Below are 23,852 nucleotides of genomic sequence, written 5' to 3'. Positions count from 1 at the left end.
CGGGGCAGGAGGGCGGGTGGAGTTCGAGGTGTTCGTGCAGCGGGAGATCGCCGGTCTCACGCGGTTCGCCGGTGTGCTCACCGGCGACCGCCAACTCGCCCACGACGTGCTCGCCGACGCCCTGATCGCCGCCCATGCCCGCTGGTCCCGCATCGCCACTCTCGACCACCCGCTCGCCTACGTCCGCCGCATGGTGACCACCACGTTCCTCGCCGACCGGCGGAAAGTCACCCGCCGCCGTACCGACCCGACCGACGATCCGACCATGCTCGACCAGGCCGTGCCGGATCCCAGCGAGACGGTGCAGCGCCGTGACGAGACATCCCGCCTGCTGGCACTACTCCCCGATCGACAGCGCGCCGCACTGGTGCTCCGCTACTACCTCGACCTGCCCGACCCGGCCATCGCCGACGTCCTCGGATGCGCACCGGCCACCGTCCGATCCCACATCTCCCAGGCGTTGGCCGCACTTCGGGCCGGCTCGGAGCGGAGGCTGTCATGACCGACCACGACCTCCGGACCGCACTGGCTGCCGAAGAATCCCATGCGCCGGATAGCTCCGCCGTGCTGGCGACCGTGCGTCGCGGGATCGATGTACGGTTCCGCCGCCGCCGGCGGATCGCCGTGCTGGCCGCCGCAGCGGTGGTCGTGCTGCTTGCCGGCACACTCGCGGTGGCTCAGTTCCGCCGGGAGTCGGTGGTCGAACCGATCTCGCCGCCGACGGAGACTTCCATGCCCGTGTCCCCCGCGCAGCCGACCGGTGTCACCGAGCCGTCAGGAGTGACGGCCGAGCAACTCGCCGCCGGTCACTGGTCGGCCATTCCTGACGCACCGATAGCGCCTCGCTTCTCGGCAGCCTCGACCTGGACCGGCAGCGAAATGCTGGTGTGGGGCGGACTCTCATCCGGAGCTACCGGCGATGACCCGGCAGGAGACGGCGCGGCCTACAACCCGGCCACCCACACCTGGCGGACCCTGCCCGCTGCCCCGATCTCTGCCCGCTACTCACCCGCGACCGTCTGGACCGGCAGTGAGTTCCTGATCATCGGCGGAACCGGCGCGGACGGTCCCGAAGGCGACGGCGCCGCGTACACGCCCTCGACCAACACGTGGCGGACCCTGCCGGCAGCCCCGCTGCAGCCATCGACCAGCCAACAGTTGATCATGGTCGGAGCAGAGGTGATGGTGGCGTCCGTTCCGCCGTCGGATGCGGCGAGCGGGATCCAGTTGGCGCTCCTCGACCCGACATCGATGACGTGGCAGACACTTCCGTCACCGACCCTGCCGGCCGGCCATGTCCCGTTCGCCATCGAGCTTGCCGGCGACACCGGAGGCGCCTACCTCTGGGCCTTCTGGGAGTCGAAAGCGCCCTCGGGCGGGGCACCGGAGACATCGGCCGGCAGTCAGACTGGGGTCGACGGGTTCCGCATCGGCGTCGCGACCAGGGCGACAGCGGTGGGAATTCCTGAGCAGCAACGGATCCGTGCGCCCATCGAGACCGGCTCCGGTCTGCTGCAGCCGCCTTCTCCACCGCGATACCCGCCATTCTGGAGCGTCCCGATGCCGTCGTTGGGACCCGGGTTCCTCTTCGATCCGGCCACGGGCGCATCGACCGACATCGCAGCAGGTCCATGGGACGACATCAACCAGTCGTTCGTCTGGACGGGAGCGGCGCTGATGTCCGTCAACGGCACCTCGATCGACGCCTCGCCAGACGGGCAGACGAACACAACTGGTCTCGCGGCCACCTGGGACCCCACCACCGACGAGTGGACCGAGCTTCCTCCCGCTCCTGCCTGGGGACCTGCCGTCCAGGTGTGGACGGGGACCTCGCTGCTGATGTGGGGTCCGTTGCTGGACCCGTCGGCCACCGGGTGGATCGGCACTCCGCCGACCACGGTGTCACCGGACGCACCGTCCGGTCTCGAGTTCATCCCCGGATGATCGCCACCCCCTCTACAGTTCCGCGCATGGACCGGTCGCGCTGGTTTGCCGCGGCGATGACGGCTGCACTGCTGTTGGCGGGATGTTCGAGAAGCACTGCCGCAGATGATTCGTCGGCGGTCGTCTTCGACTTCCAGGGCGATGTACAGCAGCGGGAGGAGTGGGACGGCGGTGCCGTGGTCGTCGTGCCGCCCCCGGCCGATGCGGATCCGGACGTCGACGTCGACCTCGCGATGCGGACGTGCGTCACCGGCAAGTCGGTGTGCGGGGCGAGTTCGGGGTTGGTCGTCCGGATCGGAGTCGCCACCACCCATGGCGCCGGGACCTACAGTTCGACCGAATCCATCCCGCTGATGAAGGACCGGCTGGTCTACGAGGTCATCTCGCCCGGGTTCAACTGCCTGCCGGCCGGAGCCGCGCAGGACGACGGACCGTACACCTGCTCATCAGTCGCCTGGATCGATGCGGCCACCGGCGACAACATCTACGGGTTGAGCGGCCCCGGCATCGGCCCCACGCACTGATCGGCACCGCCACCCAACCTTTTCGCAGCGGTCGGGTGTACTCGTGGTGTGACCCGCCCCGAGGCCCCGGTGTCCCTGCCGGACCGCGCCCCGACGACCTTCGACGCCTGGGTCGCGCCGCACCTGGCGGTGCTGTCCGCGATCGCGGTCCGCGAGGTCGGCGAGCACGATGCCGACGACCTGGTCCAGGAGACCCTGCTCCGCGGCTGGCAGCAGCAGGACAAGTTCGACTCGGCCCGGGGTTCGAGCCGCGCGTTCCTGGCCTCGATCCTCTACGACCGCGCCCGGCGTCACCGCACCCGGCGCCGTCCGGACCCGGAACTCGAGGTGACCCATGTCGGGCCCGTTGATCCGGAGCATCTCGACCTGGAACGCGCGGTCGGCACGTTGCCGCGCCGCCAGCGCCAGGTGGTGACCCTGCACTACATGGCCGGGCTGCCGATCGCCGAGATCGCTGTCGCCCTCTCGATCAGCGTCGGCTCGGTGAAGTCCCACCTGTTCGACGCCCGCACCGCCCTGCGCACCGCCCTCGAGGAGACCCCGTGATCACCGACGACTACCTCGACCGGGCGCTACAAGGCTGGGGCGACTCCGGCATCGCGCACGCACCGACGGTGGTGCCCGAGTTCCCGCGGGAGCGCCGGCACATCCGTTGGGGCACTTCAGCGTTGCTCGCTGCGGCGGTGGTCGCACTGTTGCTGGTGGGATTCACCGCCTACCGCTTCGTCCGGCCGGCGCAAGACGTTTCCACTGCTCCTCCGGCATTGTCGGGGAGCGCGACGGAATCGGCGCCGGCCGCCGAGGCGCCCGACCCCCGGTTCCTGCTGTATGGCATCCGCTGGCGCATGACCTCCGCGGTGATCGACGGCGAGCCGAGGATCGCCGGGAACGACGGCGCCACACTGGAGTTCGGCGAGAACACAGCAAATGGGTCGAACGGATGCAACAACGTCTGGACCCACATCAGCGTCTCACCGGACACGATCCGGTTCTCCGGATTCGCCACGACGCAGGCCTTATGTCCACCCGACGAGTTGGTCGGCGATGTCTACCCCGGCGTGATGTCCGGAAACACCCGTTGGGCTGTCAAGAATGACACCTTGACCCTGACCGCCGCGAACGGTGACGTGTTCATCTACTTCGGTCGCCGTGACCCGCAAGCACTGCTCTACGGCATCACCTGGCGAATGACCTCGGCCACGATCAACGGCGACATCAAGGACGTGCGCGGTCGGCAGCTGACCCTTGCGATGGGCCCGGGGCTGGCCGACGGCCACTACGGCTGCAACACCTTCTCGTTCGTAGGGACCACGGTCACGGCCCGCACCGTGACCTTCCCGGCGACTGGGAGCAGCACCGCCATGGCATGCGCGCCCGACATGGTCGTGGGCGACGTCTATCCAAGGCGACTGCAGGGTGACACCGAGTGGACCGTGTCCGGGAATGTACTGACGCTGATCACGCAGGACGGCAGCTCCTTCACCTTCACCGGAACGCGGAGCCTCGCCGCCGAGGTATACGGCGTGAAGTGGCGGCTCGATGCCGTCATCGTCGATGGCATTCGTCGCACCCCCTACAGCACGGCCACCGTCGAGTTCTCCGACGGAAAGGTCAGTGGCACCGAGGCCTGCAACTACTTCGACGGAACCGTCGTCGCTGACGATCGGGAGATCACCATCGGTCCGCGGTTCATGTCAGAGGCGCCTTGCCGTGTCGAACTGCTCGAGCCGGGACAATCGCACCCGGACTCCACCACCGCGCAGCGGTTCTCGTTCGGTGACGCCCAGGTGACGTGGTACCGCGTGCGGGACACCCTCTACCTGAACGATGTACGCGGAACGTTCCAGTGGGAACTCACCCCCTGCATCAGCACCTGCTGACGTCTGGCATCAGTCGGACTCTCTCGTCGACCTGTCCAACCGCCGCAGCTGCATGACCGTCCACACCCGCCACGCCAGGAACGCAAGCCCGACGACGGCCCCGATGAACAGCCCGCCGACAATGTCGCTGCGGGTCACCGACCCATTCTGCAACCAGGCGTAGAGCACGAGTACAACGGCCGTGACAACTCCACTCAGCAGCAGGGCCGTCACCCAGCGCCAAGCGGGGATCAGCAGCAGATGATGCGGTTCCCGCTCGTCGGTCTCGTCCATGTTCTCCGGGTACCCGAAGACGGCGGACCTGCAACGGTCGGGGCACCAGCACGACCCGGTCGGTCGTCGGCTCGTTCCACACCTTCCCGACCAGTCCCAGCGGCACCGCTCTGGCCTCGACGCGCAGCTCCTCGCCCATGACGAACTCGGCCAGGTCGGACAGTTCGTCGACGATGTCGCGTGTCGGCACCGAGCCCTGCCCGCTCCCCACGATCTGCAGTCGCGCCGCGCGCAGCGCCGCCGACGGAATTGCCGCGACTGGTCCTGCCGTCGCACCGATCTCGACCCAGACCAGCGGCCGGGACCGGTCGGAGCGACCGGTGACGATCGACCGCATGGCCTCCGCGGTCGGGACTCCCCAGACGTAGTCGAGCACCACATCCACGTCGCCGGCCACCGCACCCAGATCGTCGACCCCGAGGGTCACGACCTCGTCCGCTCCGAGATCGGCCAGCAGCGCGAGCCTTCCCGGGTCGCGACCGGCAGCCACCACCCGCTCCACGCCGAGATGCCGAGCGATCTGGACCGCCATCCGCCCCGCACTCCCCGTGGCACCCAGCACCAGCACCGACCCACTCGGCTCGATATCGATCCGCCGCCGGAGCGCCACCCACGAGGACATCGCAGGGTTCATCGCAGCGGCAATACGCACCGGGTCCGCGCCGACCGGAAGCACCACGCTGCGCCGCGGATCGATGATCGTCCGCTCGGCCATCGACCCGAGAATCGTGTCGGGCAGTACGAAGTAGCGCATGGCACCGTCGGGGTCACGTCCGACGCCGTCCACACCGGGGACCAGCGGCAGCTCGTCGGTGCTCGTGTAGTGCGATCCATCGGCCTGCGACCGCACCCGTGGGTGCAGGGCAGCCGCCATGACCTCGACCACGACCTCGCCCTCGTCCGGGTGCGGCTCGGGCCACTGGCCCGGGTCCGGAGGACTGTCGAACCTCGTCACCACTGCCGCACGCATCACCGGATCTCCTGCCAACTTGGTTCGTATTACCAACTAAACTAGGTGGTGATCCCAACTAGTGCAAGCTAGGATCGAGGTCATGGAAAAGAGTGCGACCGACCTGTTGGTCCAGACCTCGTTCACGGTGGTCGCCGTGCTGAACCAGGCCGCGGCGGAGAACGATCTGTCGTTGACCCAGTTGCGGGTGCTGGCCATCCTGCGTGACCGGGAGCCGCGGATGGCCGCGCTCGCAGCGCATCTCGGTCTGGACAAGTCCTCCGCGAGCGGCCTTGTCGATCGCGCCGTCGCTCGCGGGCTGGTCCGGCGCAGCCCTGCACCGGACGACGGCCGGGCCGTGGTGGTGAGCCTGACCGACGCCGGCCACACCTTGGCAGCCGAGGTGTCCACCCAGATCGGCACAGCACTCGCGCCATTGATCGGGCGGCTCGGACCCGCCGACCAACGCCGGCTCGCCACGCTCCTCGGACGCCTGCTCGTCGCCCCAGACGCCTGACGACTTGACGCACGGCCCGGGCAGCATGATGCGTCGGCGGGTTCCGTCGGATCGCCCTGCAAGGGGTTCGATGTCGACCTACGGGAGGGCATGCCCGGATCCTGTCCGCGCTGCCCAGCGCTCCGCTCGGGGCGGCGGGCAGGTCGTCGGAGAGGCGGTGTAGCAGGGACGTCCCCGCAACGGGAAGTTTCCGTTGCGGGATGTGGACAGCCGCGACGAGCCAGCGCGATTGTGGACAGCCGGTCCAGCGATCACAGCGGCTCGTGCACCCTGTGCCGATGGGGACGGAATGGGCGGGGTTGAGGGCGGCGGCGGAACCGGACGGCGGGGTGTTCACCGACCGACAGGCAGGAATGTTCGGAGTGACCGTAAGCATGGTGCGCGCCCGGGTGCGGGAGGGATCGGTGCAGAAGGTGCTGCCGGGGGTATTCCGTTTCGCAGGCGGGGGCCTGACGACGGAGGACCTGATTCGGGCGGTGGGCCAGTGGGGCGGGAAGGGCGCGGTGATCATCGGGCATGCGGCCGCCTGGTGGTGGGAGCTGACCGACGCCGCACCGTCCACGATCGACCTGGCCATCCGCCCGACGCGCAATCTCCGCTCGGGAGAAGACGTCCGCGTCCGGAGGCTCGAGCTGCCTGCCGAAGACGTGACCACCCACCGGCGTCTCCGGGTCGCATCGTTGCCGTTCGCCGCACTTTTCGGATCCGTGGCGATGGGTGCCGCCGGCCGCGCGGTGCTGGACCGGGCTCTGCTCCGGCGCGTCACGATGGACGAGATCGTCGACGCCCTCGAGCGCAACCGGTGCCGCACGGGCGCGGCCACCGCCCGCCGCTGGGTGAAGGAGGCGTCCGACGGGTCCGCCTCCGAAGCAGAGCGGTTGTTCGCGCGGCTGCTGCGGAACGCGGACATCACCGGCTGGGTCGTCAACCGGACCCGCAAGGAGTGGGGCGCGAAACCCGACTTCACCTTCGAGGCGGCGCGGCTGATCGTCGAGATCGACGGCTGGGCCCACCATTCCGACTCCGACGCCTTCGAGCGCGATCGCGCCCGCCAGAACCGCATCGTGCTGGCCGGCTGGACCGTCCTGAGGTTCACCTGGCGGCAACTGCAGGACGAACCGGACCGTGTCATCGCCGAAGTGCGGGGTGCCCTCCACCGATTCTGAACAGCCGCTGCCTCTCAGGGGCCCTCGATGTTCAGAATCCGAAGTGGCCACCTGTCAGAGCTCGAGCAGCCCGGCCGATGTCGGCCGAAAACCGCAGGAGTCGATGTAGAACGGGCGCAGCGCGTCATCGAAGTCGACATGCAGGTACAAACAACGTGATTCGCGGGCGCCATGGGCAGCGGCGTCGACCAGGGCACGCCCGATCCCGAGGCGGCGGGACGCCGAGTCGACCATCACGTCCTGGATCCAGGCGTGCACCAGCCCGTCCCAGAGCACGTTGACGAACCCGACCAGCCGGCCTTCGGAGCGTGCCGTGACCCAACCGAGGCTGTGCGCGGCCACCTGCCGCTCCCAGTCCCATTCCTCCGAGCTGTACAGGCGGGCACCGAACGCCTCCGCATGCAGCCGATTCGCCTCGTCGGAGGTGAACGCGCCCCGCCACTCGATGTCGACGCCACGAGCATGGCCGGCAGGTATGGGATCCATGGCCGGAGTATCCGCCGCGGTCAGGCTGTGGTCAGCCGATTTCCGCGCGGAGGGCGTCGACCAACTGCTGCTCCGACATCGACCAGACACCTTCGGCGACGAACTGGTCTGTGTCCTCCTTCTGCACCACGCGCCCGTTCTCCAGCACGAACGGGCCGCTGCAGGTGTACATGATCTCGGGCCAGTCTTTGGTATCCAGCGGCGGATCAGTGGGCATCACCGGGATCACGGCTCGATCGCCCGGCTGCAGCCAGGACCGGGAGAACCGCGCGGTCGGCTCCCATGGATCGCCGGAGTACCAGCCTGGGGCGAGCACCTTCAGGCTTGTGACCGGCTCGCCGAAGAGGGTCTGTTCGACGGCGATGGTCAGTTCCCGGTCCAAGTATGTCAACCGCGGCTCCGGCAGGTTCCCGTCGGCGTCCTCCTGCGGATCAGCCACTCCATAGGTCGCCTCGAACAGCGGCCTGGACGCGACCACCTCCCCGACCACGATCGCCGAACTCACCCCGACGAGATGCTCCAACGTGCTGGTGTAGTGGACGCAGTCCATGGCTTCGCGCACGTCGAAGGACGGCACCGTGTCCCGGTACTCGATGGTCGTGCCGGGGAAGGTGGTGATCGAACTGCGGTCGATGACCAGGTAGACGGTGGTCGCGACCGCCGCCAGCACGGTGAGCGCGATCAGCCCCGCCGTCGCCCCGAACCGTCGTCGCATCCCACTCCCCCTCGGTCTCAGTTTCTACGACGAAACCCTAGGTGCTTCCCGTTGCACCGATGGACCTCTACGGTGCGAGGAACGGGAGGTGAAGCCGATGCGGCGACGGTTCGGCACGGTGGTCCTCTGCCTGCTGCTGGCCGGTTGCAGCGCCTCGACCGCCGGGCCCCATCGATCGCCCCGTCCGTCCACGCGTCCATGTTCGTCGCCTTCGAGCGTCCGGCCAACGGCGATGACCGGGTTCCACTGAGTTTCCGCAACGAGCTGCGGGACCCGGGCCCGATCGACAGCCGCCTGCTCACCGTCGTGGAGTCTGATCATGCTGTCTACCTGGCCTTCGCCGGCGACCAACTCTGCTTGATCGACCGGGATCGCACTGACGGCAGCGGTGGCCTCGGCTGCCTTCCGACCGCATCGCTCCCGCACGAGCTCACCATCAGCCTCGCAGGCGATGTCATCCATGGTTACCTCGGCATGGTCGTCACCCCGCGCGGCTGCACCTTCACTGTCGATCCCGGAATCGAGATCCTCTATCTGTCATCCGACCTCGTCATCACACAGGGCGAAATCCTGGCCGGGATCTACGACTGCCCGGACGCCGGCGTCCACGAGCGGTACTCGTTAGGACCTTGATCAACTCCAGGGGATCCGGTCCGGGTCGCCGACGTTGAGCAGGGACCCTTGCAGCCAGAGCCCATCGCCGGTGGTGACCACGCAGGCTGCGCCGGCCGGAAGCTCCGGCGTCGCTGCGCTCAGTTCGTCGGCCGAGGCCTCGATGGTGATGTCGAGCCCCTCCATATCGGTGATGGCTGGAAGGCCGGTGCGCTCGACCACCAACTGCTTGCAGGACTCGAGGATCTCGTTCCAGTCGGTGGGCCGGTCGTACGTGCCGAACGCGAAGTACTCGGAGCGATGGACGGTGTCGCACGGCTGCTCGCAGGACGCCAGCCCGGGCGGCACCGGGAACCGCTGGTAGGCGTCGCGGATGCTCTGCTCGAAACCCACTGCGTCGCGGGCGATCCGGTTGTAGTCGTCCTGGACGACGCAGACCGCCCAGCCCTGGCCGAAGGCCCTCTGCAGATCTGTCGGTCCGCCCGGGGTCAGCGACGACGTGTAGTCGCCCAGCGGCACCCAGACGTTCATCGCGTCGTTGGCCGGCCCGCCCAGACCGAGGTACTCGCGGGACAACGTCGCACAGTTCTCTTGGTTCGGATCGTCCAGCGACTCCCCCTGCACTTCGCCGTTCCAGATCACTTCGCGGACGACGAGCGGGCCGGGCCGGTCGATCACACCCACCACTTCACCCATCCGCGCCCCCGTGCACGGCTCCGCCACCACGGTCTCGTACACCGGCGGCTTGCCTTCGTCCCGGACCGAGATGTTCGGCGGCAGCAGCAGTTCCGTCACACAGTCACCGAGCGCCGGCGCTCCGGGAAGGGGCGCTATGGCCGCAACCCCCTGCACCTTCCGTCCGATGATCGCTCCGCCGGCCAGCAGCGCGATCACCGCGGTCACGAGAACCACAGCACCGGCGAGCTTCCGCGTCGTCATGCCCATGGGATCCTCGCCGGATCGCCGACCCCGAGCAGCGACCCGGTGAGCAACCGCTCGCTGTTCGCGTGCAGTGCGCAGGTCACCAGGGCCGGTCGGGCCCGGGATGCCTTCGCCAGTTGATCCGGATCGGTGATCAGGACAACGGTCAGCCCGTCGATCTCCGGCAGCTCCGCGAGACCTGTCCGTTCCCGTGCGTACGACTCGCAGGATGCCTGCACCTCGGCGAGCACCGCCGGGGCGGTGAAGTTCGCGTCCGCCAGGTACTCCTGCCGATGCGGACCGTCGCACGGCATCGGTTCGCAGATCAGCAGGTCAGGGAGTGCCGGGAACCTGCTCAGCGCGCCTTGCACCGACCCGGCGAACCCCGACGCGGCATCACCCGCCGCCGCGTTCTGCAGCACGCAGGCCGCCCAGCTCTGCCCGGAGGCAGCCTGCACCGCCGACGGCCCGATCACCTGCACGGCCGAGATGACGGACGTCTCCGCCTCCCACATCCCCTCGTCGGGCGGCAGCCCGAGGTACTCGGCGGCCGCGGCGGAGCAGGTCCGCTCGTTCGGGTCTTCCAGCGCCTGCCCGATCCCCTGCCCCGGGTATTGCACGGACACCGTCCGCACGGGTTCCGGATCGGTCAGCACCGCGACCACCTCGCCGACCCGACGACCGGAGCACGGTTCCGCGACGTCCGACCGGTACATCGGGACCCTGCCGACCGCGTCGGCGAGGGCGTCGTGGGCGCGGACGACGGTGGTCAGGCAGTCTCCGACCGCCGGCGGTCCGGGGATCGGACCGATACTCGGCCGGCCGGGAAGGTCGCGTCCCAGCAGGGCGCCGCCGGCCAGCACCGCGCAGCACGCGAGGATCAGCACCAGGGCTCCGACCAGCTGCCTGCGCACCTGATCACCACCCTGCCTGACCGCCGGACCGTCAGTCTCCCAGCGCGCCCGACCAGCGGCAAGGCACCCGGGACCGAGCGGGCGGCGAGAATTCCTCCGGAACGACCCAACCGATCCGACCCGCTCCGGCAATGAAGGGATGTGCAGACGATCCGCGACCCCCTGCCGCCCGCCGCGGGTTCCGCCTTCACCGCCTGGGCCTCGCCCCACTGGCCCGCCATGACCATGCTCGCCCGGCGGCTGGTTGCCACCGACGACTGGGAGGACGTCGCACAGGACGCTCTGTCCGAGGCGTGGCGTCGCCGCGCGATCTTCGACGCGGACCGGGGCACGCCGCGGAACTGGTTGCTGGCACTCGTCGTCACCCACGCCCGGCGGCACCGGTCGCGTTCCCGGGAGACCCCCGTCGCGTCGGTCCCGGACAGTCCAGTGATACCCACCGACGGACACGCCGTCGACATGGCCGCTGCCCTCGGCACTCTCCCGCGCCGGCAGCACGAGGCGGTCGCCCTCTACTACTACCTCGACCTGCCGGTGGCCGCGGTCGCGCAGGTCATGAGCTGCTCGGAAGGCACCGTGAAGTCCACCCTCGCCGATGCCCGGCGAAGCCTGCGCACCACGTTGGGAGAGTCCTACCGATGATCACCGACGACCGGCTCGGCGCCCTGCTCAGCTCCGACGGGGAGCGGTTCCGGCGCGACTTCGTGGTGCCCGACCTGCCTGAGGAACCCGGTCGCGACGTCCGGACCTCACGGTGGATCAGACCTCTGGCAGCCGCCGCGGCGATCCTGGTCGTCGGATCGGTGACCTGGGTGATCGCGGCGAACCGCTCGGGGCCGGGGACCCAGGGCACGACGCCGGTGACCCTGAACGTCCCGCCCAGCGCGTCGACCGGTGCCGCGACCACGATCTCCGGACCGGCTTTCGATCCCGGGACCGTCCCGCCGGCGCCGAGCGAGTCGACCCTGCCGACCGCGACGGAACCGGCGCGGACACCCGGCGAAACCCCGGTCGTTCAGGCCTTCGCCGGCCAACCGACGCCGACCGTCGAGTACGACGGCCGGACCCTGTTCCTCGAAGCAGTTCTCCCGGCGCCGGAGCTCGCAGTCGATACGGCCCGCCCCGGCTGGATCAGGTTCAGCCGGTACAGCGGGACCGGATCTCCTTGCTACCCGCGAGTGGTGGTGTTCGCCGAGCAGGACGGCACCACCGTGACGGTCTACTACGCCTTCTACGCCGAAGCGACCGACCCGATGCCGGAGTGCGATGCCATGGCCATAGGTGGGGTCAGTGAGGCAACACTGCCGTACCCACTGGTCGGGGCAACCGTTGTTGACGGCGAAACCGGCACGCCCGTACAGACGTTCGATCTCGCGGACGCGCCGATGCCGACCTACATCCCGAACGGCTACACCGCCGGCGGCGGGTATTCGGTCTACGAGGGTGATCGGATGATGGTCGGCACCGAGTTCTCCCTGCGCGCCTGGCCGACCATCTCGGTCGATTGGTCGCGGTCGCCCACGGAGCTCACTCCGAGCGACATCATCGACTCGCGGGAGATCGGGAACAACGGCATCCACGTGGTAAACCCCGGGCGCAATTGCGTCATGACCGATCCGGAATCCGAGGCGGCGTTGTATCGCCAGGTGTGCGTACCTCTGGACCGCTACAAGCCGGACCTGACGGACCAGATCATCATGGTCTTCGAGTCCCTGCAATGATCGGCCTCCGATTCTGAACATCGCGTGGCCCTCAGGGGCACTGGATGTTCACAATCCGAGGAGGGAGAACAGCATGCCGAAGACACCGACGCCCCGGCCGCGCCGGACAACGGTGCAGATCGCCGTCCTCAGCGTGCTGGTGGTGGTGCTGGCGGCCGGAGGGCTGTACCTCGCGCTCCGGCCGAACCCGTTGTCCGGCGACTGGGTCCTGTCCACCGCGACCAAGGACGGATCCACCGTCAGTGCTCCGACCGGCTACTCGGCGGTGTTCGACTCCGGCGGCGAAGGGATGGTCTCGTCGGGATGCGGCAACAGCCTGACGATCTCGACGACCACCACGTTCTCCGGCTCCGGCGCCACGGTCGACTCCGTGGCAACGACCCTCCTGGCCTGTGACGCACCCACGCCCGAGGACGCGGCAGTGGTCGTGGCCATCGGCACCACCTTCGCCGCGCAGTCCACCCTCACTGTCGAAACGGTCGACGGCGAACTGCATGTCGGATCAGGCGGGACAATGCTCGTCTACTCTCCGGCATCGGATTAGGGCATGCCTCTCCGTCCAGGATCGTCGCGAGCAACGTCCTGGTGGGCCGTCGGCAAGGCGGTCGAGGAGCTGGTAATCCTGGTCGGCTTTCCGACGAGACCAACGCGGCCGACGGCCTGCCAGGGCGGTGCGCAGCAGATCTCGGACGGTGAGACATGCCCTACGCCCAGGGGATCCGGTCGGCCCGGCCGACGTTGAGGAGCGATCCGTCCAGCCATCGTCCTTCGTCGGCGCGGAGCAGACAGGAGGCGGTCAGCGGTCGGTCGGGCGCCGCCCCCGCGAGCCCTGCTGCCGAGTACTTCACCACCACGGACAGCCCGGCGACCGCTGTGAGATCAGCCAGCCCGGTCCGCACCTGTGCGTGTTCCCGGCACGACTCCTTCACCTGCGCAGCGGTTCTCGGCGAGATGAAGGTCGCCGAGGCCAGCAGCTCGTCACGGTGCAGGATGTCACACGGTCCCAGATCGCACGCGGTCAGCACTGCCGGGACCGGGAAGCCCAGATAGGCATCCTTGACCGTTCCGGCGAACCCGGGGCGTCGCCGATCAGACGCGGACGTCTCGTCGAAGACCACGCAGACCACCCACTGCTGCCCGAACCGGCGCTGCAGCGGTGTCGGACCGATCAGCTCGAGGCCGGAGATGAACGGGGACAACGGGATCCAGGCGTCGACGGCCTCTTCGGGGCGAACCAGGCCGAGGTACCCCCGGGCCGCGGAGATGCACATGAGATAGTTCGGATCGTCGCTGATGGACCGCCCCACGAGATCCCCGTTGATGTCGACGACCGGGGCGACGTCCACCGGCGCAGGGTCGGTGATCAGCGCGACCACCTCACCTGCCCGCCGACCGGCGCAGGTCTCGAACTCTGCGGACCGGTAGTCGAGCAGCCCGTCGAGATCATCCAGCGGGATGCCGGCCGGGATCACGTCGGTGCGCAGGCAGGAGCCGAGCGCCGGTGGCCCGGGGATCGGAGCGGTGGCCGGATCACCCTGGATCCGCCGGCCGAGCACCGCCATCCCGCCCAGCACTGCGAGGACAGCGACCAGCAGCAGGGCCGCACCGCTCAGCTGTCGTCGCATGTCGGACCACTCCCGCACGGCTCACGGCCGTGCTGCCGAGTGTCCCAGCGGCGGGCATCAGCGGCAAGGGAAAGAGCAACGGTGCAACGGATGGGTCGGTTCCGCTCGTCCACGTCGCATGCGCGCCGCCCTGCTCCGCACCCTGCTGGCCGCCGGTTGCGCGGCGGCGCTGGCGACGAGTTGCACTCCCAGCGGCAACAGCACCGCCCTACCCCCGGAGTCGCCCGAATCGTCGACGGCCCGGACATCCACCACCGGCGAGTCCGCCGATCCGCTGACCGGGATCAGGTGGACGTTCGTGACCGGCGCGGTGGAGGGACCCGGGTCGCTGCTATTGCGCCAGGACGGCACGGCGGAGGTCCGGACCGCGTGCCGCAGCGGCGAGACGACCTGGACACGCACGGCCACCGGTTTCAGGTTGGCAGGTGCGGATCTCGTCGACGATCCGGACGGCTGCGTCGACGAAGGCTTCTACGGGATTGTCCGGTTGCCCGAGCTGCTCGACGTCGACGTCACCGCCGTGGTGCGCGAGCACATGCTCATGGTGAGCCGACCTGGTCGCGAGCACGGCTGGAACTCGCAGTCCGGACCGCTGGCCTTCTACGACCCGGCGCACCGAACGACGCTCACCGCGAAAGGCAGCGTCTGGCTGCTCGTCGGCCTGACCGGAACGGAGACCTCCGATCTTCCGCTCATGTCGCTCGAGATCGACGAGGGCATCGGGACGATCCGCGACGCCAACTGCATCGAGGTCTGGTACGAGCTGGAACCGGTCACCGACTCTCGGTTCGAGCTCGGGCACGACAACCACATGGTGTTGATGGCGTCATGCGCTCGCGCTCCGTCCCCACGCTTGACCGCACTGCGCGAAGCCCTCATCACCCCAGGGTGTCTGGACGCCAACGAACCCGGTTGTGGTGTGCTCGCCGGCACGATCGAGAACGAAGAGACCATCTCTGTGGTCGCCGGGGAGTGGACCTTCCGGTTCCGGAAGATCTGACGGTGCCGAGGGATCACCCCGTGGTCATCCGCGCGAGAGCGGCGTAGTAGGCCGGTGGCAGGTCCAGGAGTCGGGAGGACTCGGTGCCGAAGTCGAGCACCGTCGGCGAGATCGGGTTGTGGTTGTCGTACCTCGCGGTGTAGGTCGCACCGTCCGAGGCGACGAAGGTCAGGGTCCACAACGTGCCGTACATCAGGCCGCCGTACTGCATCGGAGGTTTCGTCGGCGCGGCATTGAGAAAGTCGACCAGTTCATGGATCTCGGCAGCAGTCAGGTCCCTGTGCTGGGCAGCTGAGGGCTGTGGATCTTCGACCGTCCAGGTCACCGTCGCGGAAACGATGTCGTCCTCGGGGATCAGCGTGTCCGGGGTGCGGGCGCCGACCGGATACCCGGATGCCCTGATGGTGATCGCGGAGTCCGTGTCCGTGCCGGCCAGATCGACTTCCAGCCAGGGCTGTGCCAGTGCACTCAGGTCGGTCGGAGACAGTCGGGGGGCGAGGAAGACGATGGCATGACCATCGACGAGCGGCGACCCTCCGGACGCGTCCGGATACTCGTCCCGGTACCAGGCGTAGACCTCGGCGATCGAGGCCGCAGCCCGGAACGACCGGTCCAGCTTCACCTGATGCTCGGACAGTCCCGGACCGAACTGGTCACCGCTCCCCCACGGCGTAGCTCCTGGGTAGACGTGCACCGGGTCGACCAGGTGCACGAGCGCCTGCTCATCGGGATTCAGCGCCCCGGGTGTGGGGTTCGACGAGTTGGACGTCACGGGCAGGACGCTCGGTGTGGACGCAACGGCTGACGCAGAGGTGGACGGCGGCGACGATCGATTCGTTCTGGTCGCGTCGGACCCGCAGGCGACGGCACCGCCGATGACGACCACGGCCGCGATCAACGCGATCAGCGGCGCTGTCCTTCGCACTTGGGCAACCCGACCACCCATGTTGTTCCCCGATCTCCTCCGACACCGAGGGGAAGACGGACCCGACCTGCCCGACGGTTGCACCGGAGATCACATGCAACAGTTCGACGGGGTCGTCCGTGAGTAGAGGTAGGTGTCGGGCTTCGAGACAGCGGAAGGTGTGAGCGGTGACGTTCGACGAGTTCCTGCACGACCACCTCGACCCTCTCGCCCGGTACGCCCGGGTGCTCACCGGCAACCGGGACGACGCGCACGACCTGGTGGCCGACACCCTGGTCGCTGCATCGGACAAGTGGGAGAGGATCCGGCGGACCGACGCGCCGGAGACCTACGTCAGACGCATGCTCACCAACCGGCACATCGACAGGCACCGGCGGACTGCCGTGCTGGGCCGGGTCCGAAAGCTGCTGGTCAGCTACCGCACACCTGCCGTCGAAGGGACCGGGACCGTTGATCAGCGGCTCTACCTCGACTCCCTGCTGCGTGACCTGCCGGCCCGGCAGCGCGCGGCGATCGTGCTGCGCTTCTACCTGGGACGCAGCGACGAGGAGATCGCTGCCGAACTGGGCGTCGCCGAGGGGTCGGTCCGCTCGGCGATCTCCCGAGGGCTGGCCACCCTCCGCACGCGCACGTCCGCCATCGATGTGAGGAGCCACCTGACGTGATCACCGACGCGGAGCTCCGGCACGCCCTGACCGAGCTCGCCGACAACCGTCCCGATACCGAGGAGATCGCGAGATCCGTGCGCTCGCGACTCCTCCGTCGGCGGGGTGGCATCCGCCTGCTGACCACGTCCGCGGCGGCGGTCGTGGTCGCCGCGACCGTCATCCTGATCGCCCTCGCCTTCCGCCCGGTCCGCTTCGATCCGGCCGCGCCGCCGGAGATCACGAGTTCTTCCGCCCGCTGCTACGCCACCGCGGATCTGACGCCCGAGCACAACTTCCTGTCGGTCACGCTGGTCGACAAGGCCGGCGAGGTGCCGATCGCCGCAAGTGCACTGTCACTGTGCCGGGAGATGTGGATCTCCGGTCGGTTCAGCACCCGGCCGCCCTACGTCAACAACGAATTCGTGCCCGCCGACGCCCGTCCCGATCCGAAGCTCGTCCGGTGCGTCCTCCCGGCGGAGAGGAGCGACGACAACGAGCCGGAGATCGCCGTCGTCCCCGGTGTTCCGGGGACCTGCGAGAAGCTCGGCCTCGCCTCCTACGACTGACCGTGCGCTCTCGGCGGAATCGCTGGCGCCGGGGCGACTGTCACGGCGATGGTGGAGTCGGCCACGCCGTCGCGGAAGGGACTCGAAGTGTCAACACAGTCCGAACTGGATGCCTTCCGGTGGCGGGTCGGGTCCGTGCTGGCCGCCGTCAACCGGATCGGATCACAGGATCCGCGCTACGCGGGCGCAGGTGTCGACGAAGCAGTCAGAGGTGTCGTGCTCCGATTCGTCGGCGACGCCCCGCCGGATCCCCGCTACCGCGCGGCGGTGCCCGCCGACATGCCGATGGAAGTGCTGCGGGCGATGTTGGCCAACTACCACTGCGATGCGGTCCGACACTTTTTGCGCGAGCATCGCCTCCGGATCATGGAGAAATACGGGATCCGTCTCGGGGGCTGGGGACTCGATGAGCGGGGCGGGCGGTTCGTGATCGGCTACGACCCGGACCACGCCACACCGGGGCCGGATTTCATCGCGGAGCTGCCCTATCTCGACTCCACCACTGTGGTGTTCAGGCCGGGCATGCCGATCGCACTCGGACGGCATGCGGCCGGATGACCACCTGTGGGACGCTGCGGGCGTGGATGATGCAACGGCGGCCGCCCGGAACAACGCGCGGTGGTGCGACGCGGTCTGCCGCTCGCACGGAGTGGTGACCGAGTTCTCCGACGACATCTGGTGCAGCACATCACGTTCACCGGTCCTCTACCCGGATGCGGTCACCCTCTCGCCCCGGCTGACCGAGCGCGAGGTGCTCGCACGCATCGATGCCGGCGCCGGCGCGTCCGTGAAGGACAGCTTCGCCACCCTCGATCTCACCACGGCCGGATTCGAGCTTCTCTTCGACGCCACCTGGATCCGGCTCGACAGCACGGATCTCGTCACCGACCGATGGTCCGAGGTCCGAGATGTGCAGGCATTGCGTGCCTTTGCCGCGGACCACGGCGGCGGCGAGGTCTTCCGACCCTCACTGCTGGACGATCAGGACGTGGCGGTGCTCAGCGACGGTCGCGGATCGGGGGCGATCGCGAATGTCTCCGATCAGGTGGTCGGGATGTCCAACACCTTCGGTCCCGACCTCGCCGGCGCCGTCGCGGCGATCGCCGCAGCATTCCCCGCTCGACCACTGGTCGGATACGACCGCGGCGAGAAGCTCGATGTGCTGCTCGGGATCGGGTTCCGAGCGGTCGGCCCGCTCCGGGTGTGGCTGAAGCCCTGATCGGTCCGGGCGTAGCGTCGAGGTCGTGACCACCGAGCCCGCGTCCGTCCGCTTCGGCAGGACCGTGTACCGGATCGCCCGTCATCCCGTCGTCGCAGTCCTGGTCGTGATCGGCGCGCTCTCCTGGCTGCTGTCCACGATCATCGCCGCAGCGACCGGCGAGTGGTCCGACTTCTGGTCGCGACTTGCCCTGGGTCCGATCATGGTGCTCGCGCTGGTGGCGGGATGGTCCATCCGGAGGCGACCGTCCCCACACCGCAGTGAGAGCCGTTCCTTCCCAACATCTGTAAAGCACGAGGATCATGCGGCGCAAGCCCGCCAGGCGGTCTCGCGCCGAGATCTGGAAGAATGAGTCCCATGGGCTGGTGGATGCGGAAGGACGGGCTACCACGCTGGCTGGGCACCACCAGCCTGTCCGGGAGCATCGTGCTCACCCTGACCTGGACCGGATTGTGGCTCATCCAGGTGCTCGGCGACCGCGAGGTAGATGTCTTGTTCGTCTTGTTCGCGTACGTGTGCCTCCCGGTGCTGATCTTGTGTTACACGGCGACTGCGATCTATTTGTTGCGGCATCCCGAGAAACGGACGTACACCCTGTCCGCCGCCCGTCGCGAGCGGGAAGCGGAGGAAAGGCGAAAGACGGACGAGGCTGAGGCCGTCGAAGAGGCCCGCTGACCGCTGTGGCCCCGTCTGGGAAACTGACCCGGTGACCCGCTTCGACCCCGCATCGATCGCCCCGACCGCCGCCGGCCTGGCCGGCTTCCTGGACGCGAGCCCCACGCCGTTCCATGCGACGGCCACCGCGGCGGCGCAGCTGGTGGCGGGGGGTTTCACGGCGCTGGACGAGACGCAGCCGTTCCCGACGACGTCCGGCGGGTACTTCGTGCGCCGTAGCGGTTCGCTGGTCGCGTGGCGGCAGGCGGAGGGCGACCCAGCCCGGCCGTTCCGGATCGTGGCCGCGCACACGGACAGCCCGAACCTGCGGATCAAGCCCCTGCCGGACTATGCCAGTGCAGGCTGGCAGATGCTCGGCGTCGAGGTCTACGGCGGACCGCTGCTCGGCACCTGGACCGATCGCGATCTCGGGCTGGCCGGCCGTGTGGTCGTCCGCGACAGTGCCGGTACTGCAGAGCATCTCGTGACGATCGACGAGCCACTGCTGCGCGTCTCGCAGCTGGCCATCCATTTCAACCGGTCGGTGAACGCCGAGGGTCTGGTGCTCGATCCGCAGCGGCATCTGGCGCCGCACTGGGCGATCGGCAGCGGGCCGGGCGACCTGCCGGCGTACCTTGCCGGTCGGATCGGCGTTGCCACAACGGATCTGCTCGCATGGGACCTCATGGCCTACGACCTCACCCCCGCCCGGATCACCGGCCGCGACGGGGCGACGCTGGCCTCCGCCCGACTGGACAACCTGACCTCCAGCTACGCCGGGATCCGGGCGCTGCTCGAGATCACCGACTCCGCGGGCCCGCTGCCGGTGGTGGTGCTGTTCGACCACGAGGAGGTCGGCTCGACCTCCGCCCGCGGCGCCGGGTCGGCGCTGCTCACGACCGTCCTCGAGCGGATCGTCCGGGCCGGTGGCGGGGAGCGCGACGAGTACTTCCGCGCGCTGGCCGGCACCGTCATCGCTTCCAGCGACGCCGCGCACGCGACGCACCCGAACTACGCCGAGTACCACGAGCCGCGGCACCCGATCCGGATGAACGGCGGGCCGGTGCTCAAGGTCAACAGCCAGCTCCGCTACGCCACCGATGCGACCGGCGCGGCGGCCTTCCGGCTGGCGTGCGACCAGGCCGGCGTCCCGATGCAGTCGTACGTGCACCGCACCGACCTGCCCTGCGGCTCGACGGTCGGCCCGATGATCTCCGCGGCCACCGGTGCGGTCACGGTGGATCTGGGGGCGCCGCTGCTCTCGATGCACAGCATCCGGGAGCTCTGCGGGACGGCGGACCAGGCGATGCTGGCCGCGGCGCTGGGCGCATTCCTCGCGCCGGCCTGACCGAGCTGAGTGCGTCGGGGTCGGGAGCCGCCCCTAATTTGACCGGGACGGCTCCGGCCACCCCCCGACAGGTGGCCGGAGATCCCGAGCCGGCATTCCACTGGCGTTGGTGCTTCGGTTCCCGGACCGGTTCTCGTCACCAGTGCAGATCAAACGTTACCGTACCGAGACCGATGTGTGAGGGTTCTGTAGCGTTGCGCCCGGAAGTGATGATCAGTACCGAGCGGACGCTGCGGGATCCGGACGGCTCGCCGCAGGTCATGAACGCTGTCTTCACCCGTACGTGTAGCACAATGGTTTCACCATCTGTCATGGCTCGAGCAAGGGGTTCTCGTGTCGCGGTCGCGGATCAGGGTGCACGAACTGGCCGGTGAACTGGGTCTTGCGCCCGACGCCGTCCTGGAGTTCCTGTCCGGGATCGGCGTGCGGGTGCGCGGCCGATCCGCGGTACTCGGCGAATCGATGGCCGCCCAGGTACGCCGGGGGCTGCGCGAGCACCACGAGCCAGAACATCGGCCGGACCTACCAGTGACGCAGGCCGTCACTGCACCACGGACGACACCGGCCACCGCGGATCCGGACGTCCTCTTCCTGGCACCGGTCAGCCCGGCCCCATCCGTCCGGACACCAGCAGCCGCGACACCACCGACTGCCGCACCGCAGGCCGCCGCACCGCAGGCCGCGACGTCGCCGACGCTGCACGCGGCTGACGGCACCCCGCACACCCGGCCCATCCCGGCGGTGCGCCCCGCCACCCTGCCGCCGGCCAACCGTCCCGGCGGCAGCCGACCGGAGCACCAGCCCGAGCGCCCTGCCCGCAACCGGCCGGTGCCCCGGATCCCGTCGCCGCGGACCTCGCCGGAGAACGACCGAGCGACCGCACCCGAGGTCGACCACGACCCGCAGTGGCGCCGTCGCGGACTGACCCAGGACCAGCAGGCGGAGTGGTTGGCGGCCGGCCTGCTGCCCAGCGAGGCCGGGCTCGCCGACCAGTGCACCGTCGCCGACATCGAGCCCGACGACCTGCGCATCGTGCTGTCCGGGCGTTCGGCCCTGCAGCGGCTGCGCGGTGGGGAGTCCGCCACCTCGGTGTGGGCGCGGATCCAGGAGGGTGAGCAGTACCGTCGCCGCGGCGTCCGGCTGTCCGGCCGGTTCCAACTCGGCTGAGCGGCGGATCGGAACCGGTTAGGTTGATCCGATGACCGAGGGCGCCACGGACAAGCAGGACTCCACCACCGCCAAGGGTTCGGACTCCCCCGACCCGACCGACGACCTGGTGGTCACCGCACACACCGTCACCACACCCGCCGGAGAGCTGCGCTACACCGCATCGACCGGCCGGATCGTGCTGCGCGAGGAGGTGACCACGGACGGCACCTTCGAGGGGCACCAGGCCCGCGCGGAGGTGTTCCTGACCGCCTACACGTTGGACGGCGCCGACCCCGGCACGCGCCCGATCACCTTCGCGTTCAACGGTGGCCCCGGATCGTCGTCGGTGTGGCTGCACCTGGGGCTGCTCGGGCCGCGCCGGGTCCACGCCGGCGACGTCGACGACCGGGTCCCGCCGCCGTACGGACTGCTGGAGAACGCCGAGACCCTTTTGCAGCACAGCGATCTGGTGTTCATCGACCCGATGTCCACCGGCTGGACCCGGCCGGTGAACGGGAAGAAGAGCACGCCGTACCACGGGTTCTCCGGCGACCGGGACGCCGTCGCCGAGGTGATCCGCCTCTGGACCACCCGCAACAGCCGCTGGCTGTCGCCGAAGTTCCTGGCCGGGGAGTCCTACGGCACGCTGCGCGCGGCCGCCCTGGCCGGACACCTGTCCGAGCGGTTCGGCATGACCCTGAACGGGATCATGCTGATCTCCATGGTTCTCGACCTCGGGACCCTCGACTTCGAGCCCGGGAACGACGAGCCGTACGTCCACTTCCTGCCGGCCTACGCGGCCCTGGCGCACTACCACGGCATGCTGCCCGGGCGGGACCTGGAGGAGGCCACCCAGGCAGCGACAGAACTGGCCGAAGGCGACTACCGCTGGGCGCTGGCCCGCGGCAACCGCCTCACCCCGACCGAGAGAGCAGAGATGGCCGCGCGTCTCGCGGACGTGTCCGGCCTGTCCGTCGACTACTGGCTCCGAGCGGACCTGCGGGTGGAGCACCTGCACTTCTTCGCCGAGCTGCTCCGCCACCGCGGGCTGTTCGTCGGGCGACTGGACGGCAGGTTCAGCGGGCGGCCCGGCGACCTCAACGCGGCGCAGCTGCGGGTCGACCCGAGCATGGACCACATCGCCGGGCCGTACACCGCGGCGGTGAACCACTACCTGCGCGAGGATCTCGGCTACCACTCTGATCTGCCCTACGAGGTGCTCACCGAGAAGGTGTACCCGTGGTCGTACAAGGAGTTCGAGAACCGCGCGGTGACGGTGGTCGAGGATCTGTCGGCGGCGATGCGTACCAACCCGTTCCTCAAGGTGCACGTGGCATTCGGACACTACGACGCGGCGACGCCGATCTCCGGCGCGGAGCACTCGTTGGCCGCGCTGAACATCCCGGACGAGTTGCGCAGCAACGTGTCCCGCCGCTACTACCCGGCCGGCCACATGATGTACGTGCACGAGCCGACCCGGGTGCAGCAGTCCGCCGACCTCGCCGAGTTCATCGCGTGGGCGGTCGGTGGCGAGCGGCCGGCCGACTGAGATCTGCAGCGCCGGAAGTGCTGAGCAGCAGGGCTCAGGACGAAAGCCGGATCAGCCGCTCGGCGGCACGGTCAAGTCGAAGCCGTCTATCTCGACGGTCAGTCGCTCCGTGGGGCTGATGTCCGCGGGCGGCTCGACCATGGAAACGCTCGGCGCGAGATCCCAGGTGCACAGTGCCGGATCCACACCGGGCTCCCGCGGGTTGGTCAGCACGCTGCCGGTACCGAGCCGGATCGCCTGGGGCCCAATCATCTCGACATGTGAGATGTAGGTCGGGCAGGCGCCGCTGCCGAACGTCGTGACCAGCAGCACGTCCTGGCCGCGGTAGGTGGTCCAGCTGATCTTCGCCAGCGCCGGGCCCAGTCCGATCTCCGACAGCTGATCGCCGGGGATCTCCACCGGAGATTCCTCAGGATCGAGCCGGGACATCAGCACCATGCCGGTACCGAATTCACGCATCTCGGGGGGCGGGCCCACTGTCGGCCGGGAGCCCCACACCAGCGCGGCCGCCACCAGTGCGACCGCAGCGACCAGGATGAGGGCTCGCC

At 69.1% G+C, this 23,852-nt stretch carries 28 protein-coding genes and 1 pseudogene; 21 read left to right on the top strand and 8 right to left on the bottom strand.

Annotated elements, in window-relative coordinates; translation table 11 throughout:
- The first annotated feature begins 16 nt into the window (after positions 1 to 16).
- From GIS00_RS28760 to GIS00_RS02490, 5 genes are read left to right on the top strand one after another with little or no spacing between them, the layout of a single operon-like run.
- Positions 17 to 502 carry a SigE family RNA polymerase sigma factor gene (locus GIS00_RS28760; RefSeq protein ID WP_322097383.1) on the top strand — a complete coding sequence of 162 codons (486 nt, stop codon included), beginning with the start codon at positions 17 to 19 and terminating at the stop codon, positions 500 to 502.
- Positions 499 to 1,944, top strand: a complete 1,446-nt coding sequence (locus GIS00_RS02505; RefSeq protein ID WP_196073086.1) for a Kelch repeat-containing protein — start codon at positions 499 to 501, stop codon at positions 1,942 to 1,944. Before GIS00_RS28760 ends, GIS00_RS02505 begins: the two co-directional genes overlap by 4 nt.
- Positions 1,945 to 1,970: 26 nt before the next feature.
- Complete coding sequence (locus GIS00_RS02500; protein WP_154766809.1) at positions 1,971 to 2,468, top strand: hypothetical protein; 498 nt, start codon at positions 1,971 to 1,973, stop codon at positions 2,466 to 2,468.
- A gap of 48 nt (positions 2,469 to 2,516) precedes the next feature.
- Positions 2,517 to 3,014 carry an RNA polymerase sigma factor gene (locus tag GIS00_RS02495; RefSeq protein ID WP_154766808.1) on the top strand — a complete coding sequence of 166 codons (498 nt, stop codon included), beginning with the start codon at positions 2,517 to 2,519 and terminating at the stop codon, positions 3,012 to 3,014.
- Complete coding sequence (locus GIS00_RS02490) at positions 3,011 to 4,348, top strand: META domain-containing protein (protein ID WP_154766807.1); 1,338 nt, start codon at positions 3,011 to 3,013, stop codon at positions 4,346 to 4,348. The genes GIS00_RS02495 and GIS00_RS02490 overlap by 4 nt, the downstream gene beginning before the upstream one ends.
- A 313-nt stretch (positions 4,349 to 4,661) precedes the next feature.
- Here GIS00_RS02490 and GIS00_RS02485 read toward each other — a convergent pair.
- Positions 4,662 to 5,591 (bottom strand): annotated as a pseudogene (locus GIS00_RS02485) (quinone oxidoreductase family protein); the annotation flags it as partial.
- An 82-nt stretch (positions 5,592 to 5,673) separates the two neighbouring features.
- Here GIS00_RS02485 and GIS00_RS02480 point away from each other — a divergent pair.
- Together GIS00_RS02480 and GIS00_RS28755 are read left to right on the top strand one after the other, a co-directional pair.
- Complete coding sequence (locus GIS00_RS02480; protein WP_154766805.1) at positions 5,674 to 6,087, top strand: MarR family winged helix-turn-helix transcriptional regulator; 414 nt, start codon at positions 5,674 to 5,676, stop codon at positions 6,085 to 6,087.
- Between the two features lie 362 nt (positions 6,088 to 6,449).
- Entirely contained in the window at positions 6,450 to 7,253 is an 804-nt protein-coding gene (locus GIS00_RS28755; protein WP_196073085.1) for a DUF559 domain-containing protein, read from the top strand.
- Between the two features lie 54 nt (positions 7,254 to 7,307).
- Here the strand turns inward: GIS00_RS28755 and GIS00_RS02470 are convergent, their stop codons facing one another.
- Both GIS00_RS02470 and GIS00_RS02465 read right to left on the bottom strand, forming a co-directional pair.
- Positions 7,308 to 7,739, bottom strand: a complete 432-nt coding sequence (locus GIS00_RS02470) for a GNAT family N-acetyltransferase (RefSeq protein ID WP_154766803.1) — start codon at positions 7,737 to 7,739, stop codon at positions 7,308 to 7,310.
- 31 nt (positions 7,740 to 7,770) lie between these two features.
- A complete protein-coding gene (locus GIS00_RS02465) occupies positions 7,771 to 8,454 on the bottom strand; it encodes a hypothetical protein (protein WP_154766802.1) in 684 nt (227 codons plus the stop codon).
- 198 nt (positions 8,455 to 8,652) lie between these two features.
- Here GIS00_RS02465 and GIS00_RS02460 point away from each other — a divergent pair, with 198 nt between their 5' ends.
- Positions 8,653 to 9,087 carry a hypothetical protein gene (locus tag GIS00_RS02460; protein WP_154766801.1) on the top strand — a complete coding sequence of 145 codons (435 nt, stop codon included), beginning with the start codon at positions 8,653 to 8,655 and terminating at the stop codon, positions 9,085 to 9,087.
- Here GIS00_RS02460 and GIS00_RS02455 read toward each other — a convergent pair whose 3' ends face one another.
- Complete coding sequence (locus GIS00_RS02455; RefSeq protein WP_154766800.1) at positions 9,088 to 9,960, bottom strand: hypothetical protein; 873 nt, start codon at positions 9,958 to 9,960, stop codon at positions 9,088 to 9,090.
- A gap of 41 nt (positions 9,961 to 10,001) precedes the next feature.
- On the bottom strand, positions 10,002 to 10,901 hold the full coding sequence (locus GIS00_RS02450) for a hypothetical protein (protein ID WP_154766799.1): 900 nt from the start codon (positions 10,899 to 10,901) through the stop codon (positions 10,002 to 10,004).
- Between the two features lie 219 nt (positions 10,902 to 11,120).
- Between GIS00_RS02450 and GIS00_RS02445 the strand changes: the two genes are divergently transcribed.
- The 3 genes from GIS00_RS02445 (at position 11,121) to GIS00_RS02435 (ending at position 13,166) form a co-directional block, all read left to right on the top strand.
- Positions 11,121 to 11,543, top strand: a complete 423-nt coding sequence (locus GIS00_RS02445) for an RNA polymerase sigma factor (RefSeq protein ID WP_154766798.1) — start codon at positions 11,121 to 11,123, stop codon at positions 11,541 to 11,543.
- On the top strand, positions 11,540 to 12,622 hold the full coding sequence (locus GIS00_RS02440) for a hypothetical protein (RefSeq protein ID WP_154766797.1): 1,083 nt from the start codon (positions 11,540 to 11,542) through the stop codon (positions 12,620 to 12,622). Before GIS00_RS02445 ends, GIS00_RS02440 begins: the two co-directional genes overlap by 4 nt.
- Positions 12,623 to 12,695: 73 nt before the next feature.
- Positions 12,696 to 13,166: an META domain-containing protein gene (locus GIS00_RS02435; protein ID WP_154766796.1), complete on the top strand. Its 471-nt coding sequence runs from the start codon at positions 12,696 to 12,698 to the stop codon at positions 13,164 to 13,166.
- Between the two features lie 160 nt (positions 13,167 to 13,326).
- On the opposite strand, the gene GIS00_RS02430 is transcribed toward GIS00_RS02435, so the two are convergent.
- The gene (locus GIS00_RS02430; RefSeq protein WP_154766795.1) at positions 13,327 to 14,247 is read right to left on the bottom strand and encodes a hypothetical protein; all 921 of its coding nucleotides are present in this window, start codon (positions 14,245 to 14,247) and stop codon (positions 13,327 to 13,329) included.
- Positions 14,248 to 14,365: 118 nt separating this feature from the next.
- Between GIS00_RS02430 and GIS00_RS02425 the strand changes: the two genes are divergently transcribed.
- Positions 14,366 to 15,247 (top strand): hypothetical protein, encoded by an 882-nt coding sequence (locus GIS00_RS02425; RefSeq protein WP_154766794.1) that lies wholly within the window; start codon positions 14,366 to 14,368, stop codon positions 15,245 to 15,247.
- A gap of 13 nt (positions 15,248 to 15,260) precedes the next feature.
- Here GIS00_RS02425 and GIS00_RS02420 read toward each other — a convergent pair whose 3' ends face one another.
- A complete protein-coding gene (locus GIS00_RS02420; protein WP_154766793.1) occupies positions 15,261 to 16,019 on the bottom strand; it encodes a hypothetical protein in 759 nt (252 codons plus the stop codon).
- Between the two features lie 320 nt (positions 16,020 to 16,339).
- Here GIS00_RS02420 and GIS00_RS02415 point away from each other — a divergent pair, with 320 nt between their 5' ends.
- The 9 genes from GIS00_RS02415 (at position 16,340) to GIS00_RS02375 (ending at position 23,304) form a co-directional block, all read left to right on the top strand.
- Entirely contained in the window at positions 16,340 to 16,837 is a 498-nt protein-coding gene (locus tag GIS00_RS02415; RefSeq protein ID WP_322097381.1) for a SigE family RNA polymerase sigma factor, read from the top strand.
- Positions 16,834 to 17,385: a hypothetical protein gene (locus GIS00_RS02410; protein WP_154766792.1), complete on the top strand. Its 552-nt coding sequence runs from the start codon at positions 16,834 to 16,836 to the stop codon at positions 17,383 to 17,385. The genes GIS00_RS02415 and GIS00_RS02410 overlap by 4 nt, the downstream gene beginning before the upstream one ends.
- Positions 17,386 to 17,433: 48 nt before the next feature.
- Complete coding sequence (locus GIS00_RS02405; protein WP_154766791.1) at positions 17,434 to 17,943, top strand: hypothetical protein; 510 nt, start codon at positions 17,434 to 17,436, stop codon at positions 17,941 to 17,943.
- Between the two features lie 22 nt (positions 17,944 to 17,965).
- A complete protein-coding gene (locus GIS00_RS02400; protein ID WP_230312726.1) occupies positions 17,966 to 18,604 on the top strand; it encodes a hypothetical protein in 639 nt (212 codons plus the stop codon).
- Positions 18,605 to 18,629: 25 nt separating this feature from the next.
- A complete protein-coding gene (locus GIS00_RS02395; RefSeq protein WP_154766789.1) occupies positions 18,630 to 18,956 on the top strand; it encodes a hypothetical protein in 327 nt (108 codons plus the stop codon).
- Positions 18,957 to 18,961: 5 nt separating this feature from the next.
- A complete protein-coding gene (locus GIS00_RS02390; RefSeq protein WP_154766788.1) occupies positions 18,962 to 19,279 on the top strand; it encodes a hypothetical protein in 318 nt (105 codons plus the stop codon).
- 31 nt (positions 19,280 to 19,310) lie between these two features.
- Positions 19,311 to 20,606: a M18 family aminopeptidase gene (locus GIS00_RS02385; protein ID WP_322097380.1), complete on the top strand. Its 1,296-nt coding sequence runs from the start codon at positions 19,311 to 19,313 to the stop codon at positions 20,604 to 20,606.
- A 333-nt stretch (positions 20,607 to 20,939) separates the two neighbouring features.
- Positions 20,940 to 21,773 (top strand): translation initiation factor IF-2 N-terminal domain-containing protein, encoded by an 834-nt coding sequence (locus tag GIS00_RS02380; protein WP_196073083.1) that lies wholly within the window; start codon positions 20,940 to 20,942, stop codon positions 21,771 to 21,773.
- 31 nt (positions 21,774 to 21,804) lie between these two features.
- Positions 21,805 to 23,304 carry a S10 family peptidase gene (locus tag GIS00_RS02375; protein WP_154766785.1) on the top strand — a complete coding sequence of 500 codons (1,500 nt, stop codon included), beginning with the start codon at positions 21,805 to 21,807 and terminating at the stop codon, positions 23,302 to 23,304.
- A 51-nt stretch (positions 23,305 to 23,355) separates the two neighbouring features.
- Here GIS00_RS02375 and GIS00_RS02370 read toward each other — a convergent pair whose 3' ends face one another.
- On the bottom strand, positions 23,356 to 23,817 hold the full coding sequence (locus GIS00_RS02370; protein WP_154766784.1) for a hypothetical protein: 462 nt from the start codon (positions 23,815 to 23,817) through the stop codon (positions 23,356 to 23,358).
- Between the last annotated feature and the right edge of the window lie 35 nt (positions 23,818 to 23,852).

It is taken from the genome of Nakamurella alba, from assembly GCF_009707545.1.
GTDB classification, from domain to species: Bacteria; Actinomycetota; Actinomycetes; order Mycobacteriales; family Nakamurellaceae; genus Nakamurella; species Nakamurella alba.
This window is presented reverse-complemented; position numbering and strand designations above follow the sequence as displayed.